The sequence below is a fragment of the Rubidibacter lacunae KORDI 51-2 genome (genome assembly GCF_000473895.1).
Taxonomy (GTDB): Bacteria; Cyanobacteriota; Cyanobacteriia; order Cyanobacteriales; family Rubidibacteraceae; genus Rubidibacter; species Rubidibacter lacunae.
In genome coordinates this window covers 183,409-199,019 of the sequence record NZ_ASSJ01000070.1, presented here as the reverse complement: position 1 = coordinate 199,019, position 15,611 = coordinate 183,409, and the positions used below count along the sequence as shown (strand labels likewise).

Here is a 15,611-nt window from a genome sequence, read left to right as displayed (position 1 = left end):
CCTAATTCGATCGTCGGCCGCGATCGCTCGCTAGCGGTCTGTTAGCCATTGTGTTTCAAGCCGTTCACCGAGCTGTTGCAGTCCGGTGCAAAAGTCCGAGCAACAAATTTCTGTGCAACAGGCGATCGCCGATGGAGCGAAATGGATCGCAAGCAGGTTGGCGAGCTTGCCAAGCAGCAGTTCGGGCTACCCGTGTGCCATTCGGCTCGGGACCATCTGGAGCGATCTCGCCGGCAGCGACGGCGTTCACATCCGAACCTCTATCCAAACCTCGCTCCTTTCGGACAAACGCGCGATCGCCTTCGCTAGAATCAATTCTGTTGACAGGCAGCAGCTGCAAGTACCGCGATGCGTTGGTATCCCCTCGAGGACGCGCTCAAGCACTATTTCGGCTACGATTCCTTTCGCCCGGGCCAGCGCGAGATTGTCGAAGCCGCACTCGACGATCGCGACCAGCTCGTTGTCATGCCCACGGGCGGTGGCAAATCCCTCTGTTTCCAACTGCCCGCGTTGCTCAAGCCGGGCGTCACGATTGTGGTCTCGCCGCTGATCGCGCTCATGCAAGACCAAGTCGAAGCCCTGCGCGACAACGGCATCCCGGCCGCGTTTCTCAATAGCAGCCTCGGCATGGGCGAAACGCGCGATCGCGAAGCTGCTCTTCTCGACGGCAAAATCAAGCTGCTCTACGTCGCGCCGGAACGGTTGCTGGGCGATCGCTTCTTGAGCTTCCTCGGGCGCGTACAGGCTGCACGGGGGCTGGCCGGCTTCGCGATCGATGAGGCACACTGCGTCTCTGAATGGGGTCACGACTTCCGTCCCGAGTATCGACAGCTCAAGCGTCTGCGCGAGCTATTTCCCGACGTACCGATCGCGGCCCTAACCGCTACGGCAACGGAGCGCGTGCGCTGCGACATTATCGCCCAATTGGCGTTGCGGCAGCCGCAAATGCGGGTTGCGAGTTTCAACCGCGCCAATTTGTATTACGAAGTCCGTCCCAAAGACCGCCGTAGCTACGAACAGCTCCTGCAACTGGCCCAAACCCAAGGCGGTTCGGGCATCATCTATTGCCTCAGTCGCAAGCGCGTCGATGAAATTGCCCTGCGCCTGCAGAACGACGGTATTGCGGCGTTGCCCTACCATGCCGGGCTGAGCGATGAAATGCGCGCCTACAATCAAACGCGCTTCATTCGCGACGACGTGAAGGTGATGGTAGCCACGATCGCCTTCGGCATGGGCATTAACAAACCCGACGTCCGCTTCGTGGTCCATTACGACTTGCCGCGCAGCCTCGAAAGTTATTACCAGGAATCCGGACGCGCAGGGCGCGACGGTGAAGCTGCAAACTGCACCCTATTTTTTGGAACACAAGATATTCACACAGTCAACTACCTGATCGATCAGAAAACCGATCCCGACGAGCAACGCGTCGCTCGCCAACAGTTACGTCAGGTACTCGACTATGCCGAGGGTACCGAATGCCGCCGTACGATCCAGCTCGGTTACTTCGGCGAGCGCTTCCCTGGCAAATGCAGCAACTGCGACAACTGCCTCAATCCCCAACCGATGCAAGACCGCACGGTCGAAGCGCAAAAGTTTCTGTCGTGCGTCGCCCGCTGCCGCGAGCGCTACGGCATGAACTACATCATCGACGTCTTGCGCGGGTCTCGGCAGAAGAAGATCTTGCAAAACCACCATCACAAACTATCAACCTACGGCATCGGCAAAGACCGCAACGCAAACGATTGGCGGCAGTTGGGACGATCGCTGCTCCATCGCGGCTGGCTCGACGAAACCACTGATGGCTACCGCGTCCTGAAACTGAACGCTTCCAGTTGGGAGATCTTGCGCAACCAGCGCGATGTCAGCGTTGCCGTGCCGCGATCGCTATCCGTCGACCGTGCGGTGGAAACCGACGAACTCTCCATCAGCGCGGAGGAACTTTTCCAACGGTTGCGCGCCCTGCGCAAGGAAATTGCCGATGCCCAAGGCGTGGCACCTTACGTAGTATTTGCCAATGCCAGTCTGCGCCAGATGGCCCGAGAGCGGCCGTGCGACCGCGCAGGCTTTGCCCGCATCTCTGGCGTCGGCTCGAGCAAACTCGATCGGTACGGCGATCGCTTCATGCAGGAGATCCGCGCTTTCTGCAGCGAACCTGCCACTGCCGCTAGAGCTACAGCAGACTTCACCCCCGCTGGCGGAACCGAATCGGAGCCGAGATCGGTGTCAGCATCCCTGCCGGATCACGCACCCCAACCTACACCGGTCCCGAATGCGTCCGTTCCCGCGTCGGATACGCCGACTGCCAGCGTAGCAGTCGATCGCGCGCTTGCAGCTCGAATTACGCCAAAAGCCCGACCAGTATCCAAACAACTCGTCGTCGCACCGCCCCCGCTATCGGAAAGCGTTCTGGCAACGTTGCACCTCCACCAAGGGGGGGCGGATGTTGCGGCGATCGCGGCCAAACGCGGACTGACCGCCCGCACGATCGTCAACCATCTCAGCGATCTCATCGAGCAGGGCTATGCGGTCGAGGTCGATCGCCTCGTGCCAATAGAGCGACAACAGGTCGTTGCCGATGCCATTGCTGCTGTCGGTCCCGATTCCCTGCGACGGATTCGCGATCGCCTAGGTGACGACTTCAGCTATGAAGAAATCCAATTAGGGCGCTCTGTCTGGCAGCTGCGCGCTCGTTCCGTCCCCTCCGCACCGTCTGTTGCCGCTGTATCCGCGCGGGCAGGTGAGACCACCGTTGCTGAAAAGGGCTGATTGCCCGAGCCCTGTCGCGCTTGGCTGCAGTATTCAAGCGAGCAGAGTCCGAGCGCAGACCTAACCGGGCAATTGCCGAGCGGCAAAACGCTGCGCGCGCGCGCGCGCAGGTGGCGAGTCACTTTCATCGTATATCTCGCCAACGAGTTCTTCCAGAATGTCTTCGAGCGTGACGAGACCAACCGTGCCGCCGTACTCGTCAACCACGATTGCCATGTGCAATCGCTGCTGCAGCATTTCCTTGAGCATCGATGCCACGCGCTTCGTTTCCGGATAAAACTGTGGTGGGTCCATAATGTCAGTGACCGGCGTGCGGGTTCGGTCCTCCGGCGCCATCCCGCGCAGCGACTGCAACGCCTGCTTGAGATGCACGATCCCGACAATGCTGTCTTTTGATTCTGCTTGGATGGGGATGCGCGAATAGCCTGTTTCCAAACACAAATCTACGAACTCCTGCAAGGTCGCTAGGTGGGGCAGAGTGCGCATCTCAAGCCGCGGCTTAACAACATCTCGGGCCGACAGGCGATCGAGCATCAGCGCTTTATTCAATAACTGATGCTTGTAGAAATCGAGCTTTCCGCGCCCGCCCAGCAACTCGATCATCAAATGCAAATCCGCTAGCGACTCCCCCTGCTGCGGTTCTACCTTGGTCAACCGCTGCACGAATTGCAAGATCCCCTGTGTCAGCTTTTCGAAGATATAAATCACTCCAAAAAACGACAGCAGCCGCGAGAACCAGTAAATTGGCCGTACGGCATACACGAACACTGGCAACGGGTTGTCGATCGCCAGCGACTTTGGGGTGACTTCGCCAACGATTAGTACCAGCACCGTGACGACCCCCGTGGCGATCGCTACACCAGCATTACCAAACCAAATGGCAAACAGGTTGCTTGTCAGCGCCGCTGAGAAAATGTTGACGAGGTTGTTACCGAGCAGCAAGGTAGTAATAAAGCGCGCCCGATTCTCCAACACCAGCCGGAAAACCCCTTGCGGGTCGCCACGCTCGCGAATAATCCCACGCAGCTTAAGATTATCGAATGCTGTTATCGCCGTCTCCGAACCGGCAAAGAACGCCGACAGCAGCATCATCGCCGCGACGACCAGCAGGTCTAACCAAGCAGCCCCAAGCAACGGGCGCGGTTCGATAGCAGCGAGCCAATAGCAAGGCAAAACGTCAACGTCCACAAATGTACGGTCTCGGTGGGGACGACATTGGCTCGGCCCGATATGCCAACCAAGCGGAGTACAACCCTTAAACTCCGGTCGCAAATTCAATCAACGACTCGCGACTGCCGATAAGCTCGAAGGTCGCAGCAAACGCGCGAGCGCTTACAGAAAACTTCAGATTAAAGACTAACTGAGAGAGTAGGCAACGCTTAGCGCCCACCATATCAGCACGCCGATGCCACCGAGAATAACGATTGCCGAAACAAGGACGACAGCCGGCTTGTCGGCACCGTCGAACTTCATGATGCCGCGATTGAGATCGGACATGTGGATTAGTCCCTTGCAGAACGCGATCGCCTACTAATCTTAGCAAGTCCGTGCCGTCACGTCTGTCCGATCGGGGCGGTCTGTAAGGCAAACGCATCCTCGGGAACTCAGCTCGATTTTCGCAATAAGCGCGGCTCGATCTGGACTTGTTGAGAACAGAGAGCTAAGTTTAATCACCCCAGATCGCTGAAACCCTAATTAGGTCGTGGCAAAGAAATCTGTAAGCGTTTGCCCTAAGACGGTCTGGCAGAAAAGGGGCGTCGCTCGGGCCGCAAAGCGCGGGATTCGGTTGTTTGTCGGCTGCTCTCGCCCATCGCTCAAACCACGAGTCCGAGCAAGCTAGCGATCAGGGCCTTTTGCGCGTGCATCCGGTTTTCGGCTTGGTCCCAGACGCGCGACTGTTTGCCCTCAATGACCTCGGTGGTAATTTCTTCTTCGCGGTGGGCGGGCAAGCAGTGCAGGACGATCGCCTCGGGTGCGGCCAGCTGCACGAGTCCGCTGTTCAGTTGATAGGGCTGGAAAACGGGCAGGCGATCGACAGCGGAGTCTTCCTGACCCATGCTCGCCCACACGTCGGTGTAAAGGACGTGCGCGCCTTCAACGGCAGCTTTGGCGTCGTCGACGATCGCAATCGTCGAGTCGGTTGCTAGCTGTCGGGCACGAGCAACGATCGCGTCATCGGGTTTGAACTCCGGTGGCGTGGCGACGCGGATGTTGACGCCAGTAAGGGCACAACCGAGGAGGAGCGAGTGCGCGACATTGTTGCCATCGCCGAGGAAGGTTAAGGTCAGCCCGTTCAACTTTCCGAAGCACTCGCGGACGGTCAACAAGTCCGCCAGAATCTGGCAGGGATGATAGACGTCGGTCAGTGCGTTAATGATGGGAATATCGGCATAGTCGGCGAAGGTGGCGATGTCCTGCTGGGCAAAAGTGCGGATCGCCAGGATATCGAGATAGCGTTCGAGCACGCGGGCAGTGTCGGAAATCGGCTCCCCACGTCCGACCTGGGTAGTGCTGGGGTTGAGGTCGATCACCTGCCCCCCGAGCTGGCACATCGCCACGCTGAAGGACACGCGCGTGCGCGTGGACGCTTTGTAGAACAACAAGCCGAGTACCTTGCCGTCGCAGCGCGGTCGTAGGTCGCCGTATTTGAGCTTAGCTGCCAGCGTCAGCAAGTCGTGCAGCTCGTCGGCGTTGAGGTCGGCGAGGCTCAACAAGTCGCCCCCGTGCAGGTTATTCATAGCGTCTGCTCAAGCTTAATCTTTCGCCCCCGCGATCGCTGCCGACCGCGAGAAAGGTCAATTATAGAGCTCGAGCGCGCGAACGCAAGGGTCGCTCCAGACCAGCAGACCGCCCTGATGCCAGCTGCCCGTCAGGTTTAAGTAGAACGGAGAGAGAGGGATTCGAACCCTCGATAGAGTTACCCCTATACAGCATTTCCAGTGCTGCGCCTTCAACCACTCGGCCATCTCTCCAAGCCGCGATTCATCATCATAGCTCGAGAGTGCCATCTGAGCCAATATTCGGCAGCGGGTAACGGTGCGATCGGGGCAGAGAACTCCATCGATCGCAATTCGCAATCTCAGAACAGATCGACCTCCACAGCCGCCACCGATGCCTCAGAGAGCTTGTTTTTCCTGGCAATCGCCGCTTCGCCGCAAGTGCGCGGAGTGGGAAAGAGCTTGCCGGGATTGGCTAGACCTTTGGGGTCGAAGGCCTGACGTACGGCAAGCATCGTGGCGATGTCGATCGGGCTAAACATGTCGGGCATGAAGCAGTTTTTGTCCGCACCGATACCGTGTTCGCCAGAAATACTGCCGCCCGCGCGCACGCAGAGCTTGAGAATTTCGCCACCAAGCTCTTCGACGGTTTCGAGCGCGCCCTCGACGCTGTTGTCGTAGAGGATCAGCGGGTGCAAGTTTCCATCGCCAGCGTGGAAGACATTGGCAATGCGGTAGCCGTAGCGATCGCTCAGGGCTTCAATCTCTCGCAGGACCGAGACCAGTTGCGTACGCGGAATGACTCCGTCTTGAACGAAGTAGTCCGGACTGAGGTGACCGGCTGCGGCAAAGGCAGCTTTGCGACCTTTCCATAGTTTTTGGCGCATTTCGGCATCGTAGGCCGTCTGGATCCCGCGCGCGCCGTTGTCTCGACAGAGTCCGGCAACGCGTTCGACATTCGCGGCGACCTCGAGTTCTAACCCGTCGAGTTCGACCAGGAGTAACGCGCCTGCATCGCGGGGGTAGCAACCGGAACCAACAACGTCCTCCACGGCATTGATGCTGAGGTTATCCATCATTTCCATGCCAGCGGGAACGATGCCAGCACCGACAATTGCCGCCACGGCCGCGCCTGCAGCCTCAATGCTGGTGAAGTCGGCAAGCAGCACGCAGATCGACTCAGGAGTCTTGAGAATCCTCAGCGTAATTTCCGTGGCAACACCAAGGGTGCCTTCGGAGCCCACAAACAAGCCCGTCAGATCGTAGCCAGGCATATCCGGAACGCTGCCCCCGAGGTCGAGGATCTCGCCCGTGGCGGTCACGACTTTAAGACCGAGGACGTGGTTGGTGGTGACCCCGTACTTGAGGCAGTGAACGCCGCCGGAGTTTTCCGCCACGTTCCCGCCAATCGTGCAAACGATTTGACTGGAAGGATCGGGAGCGTAGTAAAAGCCCGCACCACTCACTGCCTGCGTGACCCAATTGTTAATGACACCGGGCTGAACGACCGCACGCTGATTGTCGAGGTCGGTTGCGAGAATTTGCTTCATGCGCGCCGTGACGAGCAGCACGCCGTCCTCAACGGGCAGCGCGCCGCCGGAAAGACCGGTTCCGGCACCGCGCGCGACCCAGGGCAACTCGAGTTCCTGGCAAAGCCGCACGATCGCGGCAACTTCTTCGGTAGACCGAGGCAGTACGACGAGCGCCGGGCGCTGGCGATAGCTGGCGAGTCCGTCGCACTCGTAGGTCAGCAATTCTTCTTTGCGGCGAATGACGCCGTCTTTACCGACGACGTGCGCGAAGCGATCGCCGATGGCCTCCCAGCGATCGCGCGGGGCGGAATGGAGCAGGCGTTTCAGCATGACGGCAGAGGGTGCAGCAGACGTCGGGCGTTCGTAACTTGATTTTATAATGTGGTCAAATTGTGGACAGAAACCACTGGTGGTTGCTGCGAGTCGGTAGTAGCTAAGCGTTGGACCATACGGGCGGTCTCGTTGCTTTAACGTACGGTCACCGTCTGTCCTACTGATCTTTTCCGCTGCGGGGCAGGGATCGTAGCAAGTGACCTAGGGATAGATAGCGCCCAAAAATTGATGTCGCCTGAACCTTCAGTATCTGTTTTTTTCCACGCCCCAGCCCCGTCCGGTACCGCCCATCATCATGCCCTCATCCTCACTTGGGTCGCATGTTGTCGCATATTTCGGGACGAGCGCTGCCAATTACCCCTTCGTCGTGCAGTTTAGCCATGCAGCCGGACTAATTGGCTTCATGTCTGTTCAAAGCGGGTAGCAGCCCGTAAGTGACCTAGACGGTCAGGCGGAGTGAGAAAATAGCTTCCGTGTTGCCTAGAGCCATGAAGTGCTAGGACTCCCACTTCAAACTACTCGCAAGCACGGAGATCGACTCGGCAAGCAAAATTACCTGTGCAAAGACTGCAACTTCAAATTCATCGAGTTCTCCTCCTCACGGGGCTACCCTCCCGTGGTGCGGAAGGACCTCAGAAGTTATTTTCTGCGAGTAGCAACCAACGCCAAGTATTGGTTGAGAAACGGCAGGCCGGCGATCGCGGGCATGAGATATCGCGAGGTACACAGCAACCCCAACGCGGCGGCGACCGGAGCTGTGAGATAAGGATGGTAAAAGGCAATAATCGCTGCATCGCGCGTACCAACACCAGCGAACGTGAGGGGCAACAAACCGGCAAGAATTGCCAGCGGTGCGAGCGCTAAGTTGGCTAAGAATGGAACGGCGGCATTCAGCGCGAGCGTAAACATCCAGATCTGCATCAGATGGAGGAACCAAATGAAGACCGAGGTGGCTGCAATCTTAGTAAGCTGCCGTTTGTCTTGCCAAAAGTAGGCATGCATTTCGTTCCAGGCTATCTGCAAGCTGTCGAGTTTTTCACGCATGGACTTTGGCGCGAAGCGCTTGAGCGCACGAAAGAAGATCTGGGCGAGCGATCGCGACCCGAGGAGCAAAAGTCCTACAATCAAGCCACCGGCAACACTCGCTGCGAGCAACCAAAACAGCCAGTTCTTGTCAGGATAAACGGTAAGCCCAAACGCACACCACAGCAACAATGACAGCAGATCGCAGGTTTTTTCAAAAACGACGAGGGAAAATGCTAGCGACCCATCTAAATGCCCGCGCTGCTTCATAAAGTATGCTTTTGCCAAGTCTCCCATCTTCGAAGGCAGCACCATGTTGAGGACGCTTGCTGCCAGGATCAATCGGTTGGACTCGCCAAAACCAAGGCGAACGCCGTGCGGAACTAGTTGCTGCAATCGCCATGCCGTGAACGTCGTCAGCGGCACGACCATTGCCAAACTAATCGCCATCCAAGTAGGATTGCAGGTTCGGAACACCTCTAGCAGTTCGCGGGTATCGATCTTGAAGTAAATGATGCAGAGAATGATGAGGCTAATGGCCAGGGAAATCAGTCGCTTCACGCTCGCTTCTCCGCTTTTGTATAGTCCGTAAGGCGATCGCGCATCATTGTGCGCAAGCACATCATCATTGGTCTCATATCAACATTTAGTGAATAAGTTTCCATGCAGTCTTTACAATCATCAATGCACACTTCATAGAAATACACTTCAGGTTTAACGATTCATGATCCAATAAACTGAGACGATCGCCAGAGCACAAAGGAATATGTGGCGATCGCACCGGATGTTTGCGGGTCTGAAGACATACGATCCGACCTTTAATTTTCCTGCCCAAAACATTAAATCTCTTGTTCGATTGTCCAGTTTTTTACTGTTCGATAATCCAAACGCAGTTCGACCGAAGCCGGTTATCTCGTAAGTCGCGGCAACGGGCTTTCGTGCCACCTACATTGCGTTGGACTAACCCAATATCCTCCATTTTTTTGAGGGGATGAGCTACTACTTTCTTGCTCGCGCACCCCAGCTTTCGTGCCAGAACGTTGAATCGAACCGGACCGTCTTTGAGGTGCCATAAAATCGATCCCTTCCACTTGCCGGACAGAATACGCCTTCCCTGCTCTATCAGACTTAGATTGGGACAGGTCAAGTTGCGCCTTCGTGCCTATCGTTATGAGTTTTTATCGCGATACCCCCCATTGTCTTCAACTGATTACGAAAAGTAAACTAGTTGACTATAGCAACATCGCTGCGTATCTTGGGCAACAGTTAGCTGTTCTTGGCGAGCGACTGCTGGCACCAGGCAGTAGCTGCAAGAGCGGGCAATGCGTGGATATTGCACAGAACAACATACACAGAAACGGACTTATGACAACTGTTCGTGCTTACGCAGCTACAGAAGAAAACGGCTTGCTCGAACCGTTCGAGTACGAGTTGGGGTCGATCGGTCCTTACGATGTCGACATTGCCGTGGAAAGTTGCGGCATTTGCCACAGCGATCTGAGCATGCTGGAAAACGCGTGGGGGATGACCCAGTATCCGTTCGTGCCCGGCCACGAAGCGATTGGGACGGTTGCAGCCCTCGGCGATCTCGTCACGAACCTTCAGATCGGAGATAGGGTGGGGTTGGGCTGGCACGCGGGGTACTGCATGACCTGCGTCCAGTGCCTGAGCGGTCATCACAACATGTGCGGAACTGCTGAGAGTACGATTGTCGGTCGACACGGTGCCTTTGCTGACATCGTCCGCGCACAGGCAGTCAGCACGTTCAAACTTCCCAGTCACCTCGACGCGCCCACAGCTGGTCCCTTGTTTTGCGGTGGGATTACGGTATTTAACCCGTTAGTACAGTTCGACCTCGCCCCGACGTCGAGCGTTGGCGTTATCGGCATCGGTGGCTTGGGTCACTTGGCTCTGCAATTCTTGCGGGCGTGGGGCTGTCGGGTAACGGCTTTTACCTCAAGCGGTTCGAAGCAGCAAGAAGCGCTGGAGCTAGGAGCACACGATACGCTTAACTCCCGCGATCCGGCAGCGATAGAAGCGGCAGCGGGGAGCTTCGACCTCTTACTGTCGACGGTGAACGTGAAGTTGGATTGGAATGCCTATCTCAACACGCTTAAGCCGCGCGGTCGCCTGCACGTTCTCGGGGTCGTTCCTCAGCCACTCGACCTTAATGTGACACCGATGTTGTTTGCCCAGCTGTCTGTTTCCTCTTCCCCCGTCGGCAGCCCGGCGACGATTTTGAAAATGCTGGAGTTTGCTGCCCGCCACGAGATTAAACCGAAAACCGAGCATTTCCCAATGAGCAAAGTTAACGAAGCACTCGACCACCTGCGTGCCGGTAAAGCTCGCTATCGCATCGTGCTCGATCGCGAATGAGCCTTCGCCCTCGCACCCTGTCCGGTCCAAACCTCATCTCAACAGACAGGTTTTATCTGAATAGAGCAGCCCTTCCCTGGTAGCAAGTGGAAAATCTACATCAGACTTCCTTGGGAGAAACCCCTGAGTAAGCGAATTGCTGGCGTTACAACTAACTTGCTCACAAATCAGGCAGGTTAGAAACCCAAGTAACGGCGCAGGAAACCCTCAAGGGATTCGAGTTTGAGTCCAAAGGTCGATTCCAAGAGTTCGATTTCCTCAGGAGTGCAGTAAAACTCGTTAGCGAGGAGCGTTCTAAACGTACCGAGGTTGCACTGTAGGTCGGTGTCGAAAAAGCCGACCCCCGCTCGCACGAAATCGACGACCGGAAGCGGTACGTTAATAACGACCGGTTCGCGATCGAGAATACGTCCGTAAACGCTCGGGATATCTTCGCGTTTGAGTACGTCCGGACCTCCGACTGAAAACGTGCGGTTCTTCGCTCCCTCAGCGGTCATGGATGCAACGGCAATATCAGCCAGGTCGTCAGTACTGACAATCGAGGTACGGTTTCCTGGGTCACCCACGAGGACGTAAATGCCCGAATCGCGGCATCGTTCTGCCGATGCAATCAGTTCGGACGCTAAACCCGAGGGCCGCAAGATTGTATAGTTAAGCCCGCTCGCAGCCAGGTATTTTTCGACCTCGCGCTTGGCCTTGAAAATAGGCGCGTCTTCATAACCGCGGTCGGCCCCGAGCACGGAAATAAACACGAAATGTTCGACACCATTATCTTTTGCTGCATCGATTAATTCAATGTTGGCGCGGTAATCGAGGCGCTGGGGATTGCCTGTAGAGCCGTGAGTGCTGAGGATAACGCGCACGCCTCGGCATGCCCGTTGAATATCGCGGGTGTCCTCGAGTTCCCCGACAAAAATCTCCGCGCCGCGTTGGTCGAGTTCGCCATACCGCGCGCTCAACCGCACGAATGCTCGCACGGGTTCCTCGCGATCGCGTATCAACCGCACGATTCGCCGCCCGACTTGCCCCGTTGCTCCGGTTACCAGATGCATCCTGCTGCCGTTCTCCTGTTGTTTCCTGCTGCCACGTTCGCGATCGCCGCGCAGCCATCATTCCGAAACCGGTCCGGATATCACCTAAGAGTGTAATTCAGATGCTGTCAGCAGTAATCTTGGCAATTTCCCGCAAATTCTCGACGCCCCCATAGTGCTGCTTGCAAACAAAGCTAGCAGGGCATTGGGCCTACGTTGCGCTGACGAGGTCGAGCAAGCGTTGTAGATTATCCCAACCGCCGACAATCCGCCGAAGTGGCTTCGGCCAAACCCGCACGAGCGTGGGCGTCGCCGATACCTGATTCAGTTCGGCTTGCTCGGGATGCTTGCTGATATCGACGACCTTCAGCGTGTAAGGCTGCTGCAAGCGGCGGTCGAGCAACTGGTGCAAGGTTGCCAAAATCGATTCGGCCAGTGGGCTGCGCCCGGAGACAAACAGACGCAGGACATACCCCGTAGGCGACGCGATCGCACCTGTTAGTTGGTTCTCGGACACAGATACCGCTGCCGTCGGTAACAAGGCTTCCGAGAGCGTGCATTGCACGATCGCTTCGTGGCAATCCCACAACTGCGGAAAGCGACCTCGGTGTGCCTGCAACAATAGTGGGTCGCAACACTCCTCCTGCCAAGGCAGCACGCGCCAGTCATTATTAGCCAAGCCGAACGCCGCTGACAACAACGAACGATGCTGCCAGCCTGGAGGATACAGCTCGGCCGCACTAACCACTTGCTGAGTTTCCGGATCGAGCCAGCGCACGATTGTCGCCGTGTGGCTGGGAACGAGAAAGTGCGGCGGCTCTGGCAGGCCTAGCAGTTCCTGCAACTGAACGCACAGATCGGCATGCCAGCGCGCGCTCGCTTCAATATCGCAGCAGTACACCAGGTCACCTGCTGGCGTGAACAGCGCAATGTCCTTAGATGTGCGTGCTGCCGGAACGCTCACTGGATGCAATGCGCTTGCCATCAGACGCGACCGCGCAACATCTGCGCCATCTCGTTCGGGGTCGGCGACCATTCGAGCGCCGCCTCCTCTGTAATGCGCCCTTCTTGGTAAAGATTGAACAACGACTGATTCATCGTGATCATGCCGTCGTACTCGCCGTCCTTAATAAGCGGCAAGATCTCATCGTATTTACCGTCGCGGATGTAGTCCTTGATCGTGTCCGTGTTGACAAGGATGTCGTGGAACGCGGCTCGTTTGCCATCGGTGGTGCGGCACAGACCCTGAGCGATAACCGCAATAATCGACTCGGCAAGCGCGACACGCATGGCTGGTTGTTCCTCGGCACTATATAGACCGAGGATACGTTCGATGGTCTTGATCGCGCTGTTGGTGTGTAGCGTACCCATCACCACGTGACCGGTCTGAGCGGCTTTCAGCGCCGTGTTCACCGTTTCGCGATCGCGCATCTCGCCGATGAGAATCACGTCCGGGTCTTCACGCAGTGCTGATTTAAGCGCGCGATCGAACTCGTGGGTGTGCAAGCCAACTTCCCGCTGTCGGATCAAAGCCTTGCGGCTGCGATGCACGAATTCGATCGGGTCTTCGATGGTAATGATGTGTTTGGGCATCTCGCTGTTGATGTAGTCCACCATCGCAGCCATCGAGGTCGATTTTCCAGATCCCGTGGGACCGGTAATCAAGATCAATCCCTTGTGAGCGTGGCAAATATCCCGAAAAACTTGCGGCAAGCGCAGTTGGTCGATAGTCAGAATTTTGAGCGGGATCAACCGCAGTACCATAGCCGGACCCCGCATGGTCATAAAGATATTGATCCGCACGCGTGCAAAGTCATAGTCGGCTGCACCGTCGTACTCGAGGGTCTTCTGGAAACGCTCAACATCCGCCTCACTGAGGATCTCGTGTATCCAGCTCATAAAAGTAGCTCGATCGGTCTCGGGGTAGTCGCTGTAGTCCATCTCTCCGCGGTTGCGCAAGCGAGGCGCTTCCGTCACGCTGATGTGGATATCGGAGAACCCGTTCTCGTAGGCCATATATATGATGTCTGCCAAACGCGGTTGACCGAGTGGCAACGGGTAGAACGACGCGCCCTTGGAACCACTTGTGGCGGGAGTAGCCGCCGCGAGTGGGGGCGGTGCGACGCTCGATGGTGTGGATAGCTGGGGTGGAACTGTCGGTCGCGGTGCACCGGGAGAAACCGGCAGGTTTGCGACCCGGGTTTGCGCAGACCTTGGGTCGAGCGGTGCGATTTGCTGAGTCAGTTCGCTTTTGACGCCGCTCGAACCCGGCACTGGCGGCAGTGGGGTATTCCTGTCAGTTGTCGACCTGGGTGTTGGGGGAATTTGCGTCGCTGGAACCGGCGGAATGCGCGACGCGACGCGCGGAGGGAGGGGAGGCGTAGACGGACGGCGCTGCTGCTGGTCGGCCATGGTTTCTGCTTGCTGGAATGCGACTGGTTGTTCGAACGCAAAGGCGGTCGGCTTCCCAGCGGTCGGCCGACACAAACTCTCCAACAATATTAGCCCGCAGATATAGAGCGGATCCCACGCCCCCACGAACTATGAGCGCGATCGCCATCTTGTTGTGTGGAACGTTACGGCTGATACGCCTATGCAATCGCGCCCAACATTAATGTGCAATAACCGAGCGACCGATTTGACAAACCGGGGGGGTCAATCGAATGTTGCGAACTTTATAGCAGCTTTTTTTTGGCAAGAATGAGACCTTTAGCACTAGCTTCAATCGCTCCTCTCAGTAAAAAATTCCGAGCTCGCACCCGTAACCTGAAATTTTATGAGAATGGCATTTTAAGTTTTGAAGTTTTGTTGAGCACACGCCGTGGCTTCCTTGCGCGTGAAGACGCAAACGGGCCCTTGAGTGCAACCAGGTAGAAGCCCAAGCATCTTGCCATCGAGGAGGATCGCCAACTATTGACGCGCGCCCATCTATGGGCAAAAGCCCAAATTAAATGTAAACAAACCGGTTACACTGTAAACTTTCATTGCCTTTTCCTCATGTATTGCCTAAGGATTTTCTATACTCATGGCTACTAGCGTTGCACCTTATAGCAACGTACAAGCGTTAATAAACTGGCGGGGTCGGGTCGCGCGACCGATTTTATTAGGAGGTTAAGGCAATGCAGTTAGCTCAGGAGCGGAGTCTATTAGGGACGGCTGGACTGATGCAGATAAAGAGCTTTTTGGTGTGGAGCTTTACGCTCGCAATTTGCTTGCTCGTAGTTGGTTTCCCCCTCGTCGCAATTGCCTCGACCGCCGGGATGCTCCTGGCAGTAGCATTGCAATCTGTTTTGCCGACGAGTGCAGTTTTGGTTGTCGGAGGTGGATTGATCGGAGGTAGTATTTTCGCTGTTTTTGCTGGAGCTGCCGTACTAACGTTGAAAGGGATTCACCCGCACGATGTGCGCTGGTTGCACTGGCTGCATGGAAAAGACGGTCAGTTGGAGGTGGTTAAGTTTGCCGCCTGCCCGCTAACCTGCAGCATCGACCGCGTTGCGGGCTAACAAGGCTGCGCGGGTTCGTCGAGTTTCTCGGGGCACCCGCTCAGACTCGGGATAAGGTAGAGAGAGAGTCCGGCTTTCGCCGGACTTTTTTTGCGTGCGTGGAGGCAGTCGACTATATAGGCGTTTGCTGTCGAGCGTTCGCAAGTGGCGTTGAGAAGGAATGTTGTCGAGACACGCGAAACGTTTAATAACATCGCATGCGATCGCCAAGACTTCTACGAGATGAAAACAACTCTTTCTGATAAACAAGCGATGCGATCGCGGACCGGCAAAATGCTGCAGCCTTTAAAGCTGCGACCTCGACTACTATTGGAGGCGTCAGCAACTATT

General features: G+C 56.6%; 13 protein-coding genes, 1 tRNA gene and 1 pseudogene. 5 read left to right on the top strand and 10 right to left on the bottom strand.

The window, feature by feature from the left end; translation table 11 throughout:
• The first annotated feature begins 141 nt into the window (after positions 1 to 141).
• Both KR51_RS20760 and recQ read left to right on the top strand, forming a co-directional pair.
• Positions 142 to 309, top strand: coding sequence for a hypothetical protein (locus tag KR51_RS20760; RefSeq protein WP_156915105.1), 168 nt, complete (start codon positions 142 to 144; stop codon positions 307 to 309).
• Positions 310 to 348: 39 nt separating this feature from the next.
• On the top strand, positions 349 to 2,766 hold the full coding sequence (gene recQ / locus KR51_RS12625) for a DNA helicase RecQ (protein WP_022608302.1): 2,418 nt from the start codon (positions 349 to 351) through the stop codon (positions 2,764 to 2,766).
• A 60-nt stretch (positions 2,767 to 2,826) separates the two neighbouring features.
• Here recQ and KR51_RS12620 read toward each other — a convergent pair whose 3' ends face one another.
• The 5 genes from KR51_RS12620 to glcD all read right to left on the bottom strand — a co-directional run bounded on the left by KR51_RS12620 (position 2,827) and on the right by glcD (position 7,345).
• Positions 2,827 to 3,858 carry a hemolysin family protein gene (locus tag KR51_RS12620; RefSeq protein ID WP_084202468.1) on the bottom strand — a complete coding sequence of 344 codons (1,032 nt, stop codon included), beginning with the start codon at positions 3,856 to 3,858 and terminating at the stop codon, positions 2,827 to 2,829.
• 264 nt (positions 3,859 to 4,122) lie between these two features.
• Positions 4,123 to 4,263: a hypothetical protein gene (locus KR51_RS20290; RefSeq protein ID WP_022608299.1), complete on the bottom strand. Its 141-nt coding sequence runs from the start codon at positions 4,261 to 4,263 to the stop codon at positions 4,123 to 4,125.
• Between the two features lie 317 nt (positions 4,264 to 4,580).
• On the bottom strand, positions 4,581 to 5,504 hold the full coding sequence (gene argF, locus KR51_RS12610) for an ornithine carbamoyltransferase (protein ID WP_022608297.1): 924 nt from the start codon (positions 5,502 to 5,504) through the stop codon (positions 4,581 to 4,583).
• Between the two features lie 147 nt (positions 5,505 to 5,651).
• Positions 5,652 to 5,738: transfer RNA gene (locus tag KR51_RS12605), tRNA-Ser, on the bottom strand.
• 107 nt (positions 5,739 to 5,845) lie between these two features.
• Positions 5,846 to 7,345: a glycolate oxidase subunit GlcD gene (gene glcD, locus KR51_RS12600; RefSeq protein ID WP_022608296.1), complete on the bottom strand. Its 1,500-nt coding sequence runs from the start codon at positions 7,343 to 7,345 to the stop codon at positions 5,846 to 5,848.
• 496 nt (positions 7,346 to 7,841) lie between these two features.
• On the opposite strand from glcD, the pseudogene KR51_RS21425 reads away from it, so the two are divergent.
• A pseudogene (locus KR51_RS21425) lies at positions 7,842 to 7,928 on the top strand (transposase-like zinc-binding domain-containing protein); the annotation flags it as partial.
• Between the two features lie 59 nt (positions 7,929 to 7,987).
• On the opposite strand, the gene KR51_RS12595 reads toward KR51_RS21425, so the two are convergent.
• Positions 7,988 to 8,932: a lysylphosphatidylglycerol synthase transmembrane domain-containing protein gene (locus KR51_RS12595; RefSeq protein ID WP_022608294.1), complete on the bottom strand. Its 945-nt coding sequence runs from the start codon at positions 8,930 to 8,932 to the stop codon at positions 7,988 to 7,990.
• 307 nt (positions 8,933 to 9,239) lie between these two features.
• The gene (locus KR51_RS21100; protein WP_071783307.1) at positions 9,240 to 9,518 is read right to left on the bottom strand and encodes a winged helix-turn-helix transcriptional regulator; all 279 of its coding nucleotides are present in this window, start codon (positions 9,516 to 9,518) and stop codon (positions 9,240 to 9,242) included.
• 218 nt (positions 9,519 to 9,736) lie between these two features.
• Here KR51_RS21100 and ahr point away from each other — a divergent pair, with 218 nt between their 5' ends.
• Positions 9,737 to 10,747 carry an NADPH-dependent aldehyde reductase Ahr gene (ahr, locus tag KR51_RS12590; protein WP_022608293.1) on the top strand — a complete coding sequence of 337 codons (1,011 nt, stop codon included), beginning with the start codon at positions 9,737 to 9,739 and terminating at the stop codon, positions 10,745 to 10,747.
• Between the two features lie 176 nt (positions 10,748 to 10,923).
• On the opposite strand, the gene KR51_RS12585 is transcribed toward ahr, so the two are convergent.
• The 3 genes from KR51_RS12585 to KR51_RS12575 form a co-directional block, all read right to left on the bottom strand.
• A complete protein-coding gene (locus KR51_RS12585) occupies positions 10,924 to 11,799 on the bottom strand; it encodes an SDR family oxidoreductase (RefSeq protein ID WP_022608292.1) in 876 nt (291 codons plus the stop codon).
• A 190-nt stretch (positions 11,800 to 11,989) separates the two neighbouring features.
• Positions 11,990 to 12,814 carry a circadian clock KaiB family protein gene (locus tag KR51_RS12580; protein WP_408638119.1) on the bottom strand — a complete coding sequence of 275 codons (825 nt, stop codon included), beginning with the start codon at positions 12,812 to 12,814 and terminating at the stop codon, positions 11,990 to 11,992.
• Positions 12,763 to 14,190, bottom strand: a complete 1,428-nt coding sequence (locus KR51_RS12575) for a type IV pilus twitching motility protein PilT (RefSeq protein ID WP_084202467.1) — start codon at positions 14,188 to 14,190, stop codon at positions 12,763 to 12,765. The genes KR51_RS12580 and KR51_RS12575 overlap by 52 nt, the downstream gene beginning before the upstream one ends.
• Before the next feature lie 707 nt (positions 14,191 to 14,897).
• Between KR51_RS12575 and KR51_RS12570 the strand changes: the two genes are divergently transcribed.
• A complete protein-coding gene (locus KR51_RS12570; RefSeq protein WP_022608289.1) occupies positions 14,898 to 15,281 on the top strand; it encodes a hypothetical protein in 384 nt (127 codons plus the stop codon).
• The last annotated feature ends 330 nt before the right edge of the window (positions 15,282 to 15,611 follow it).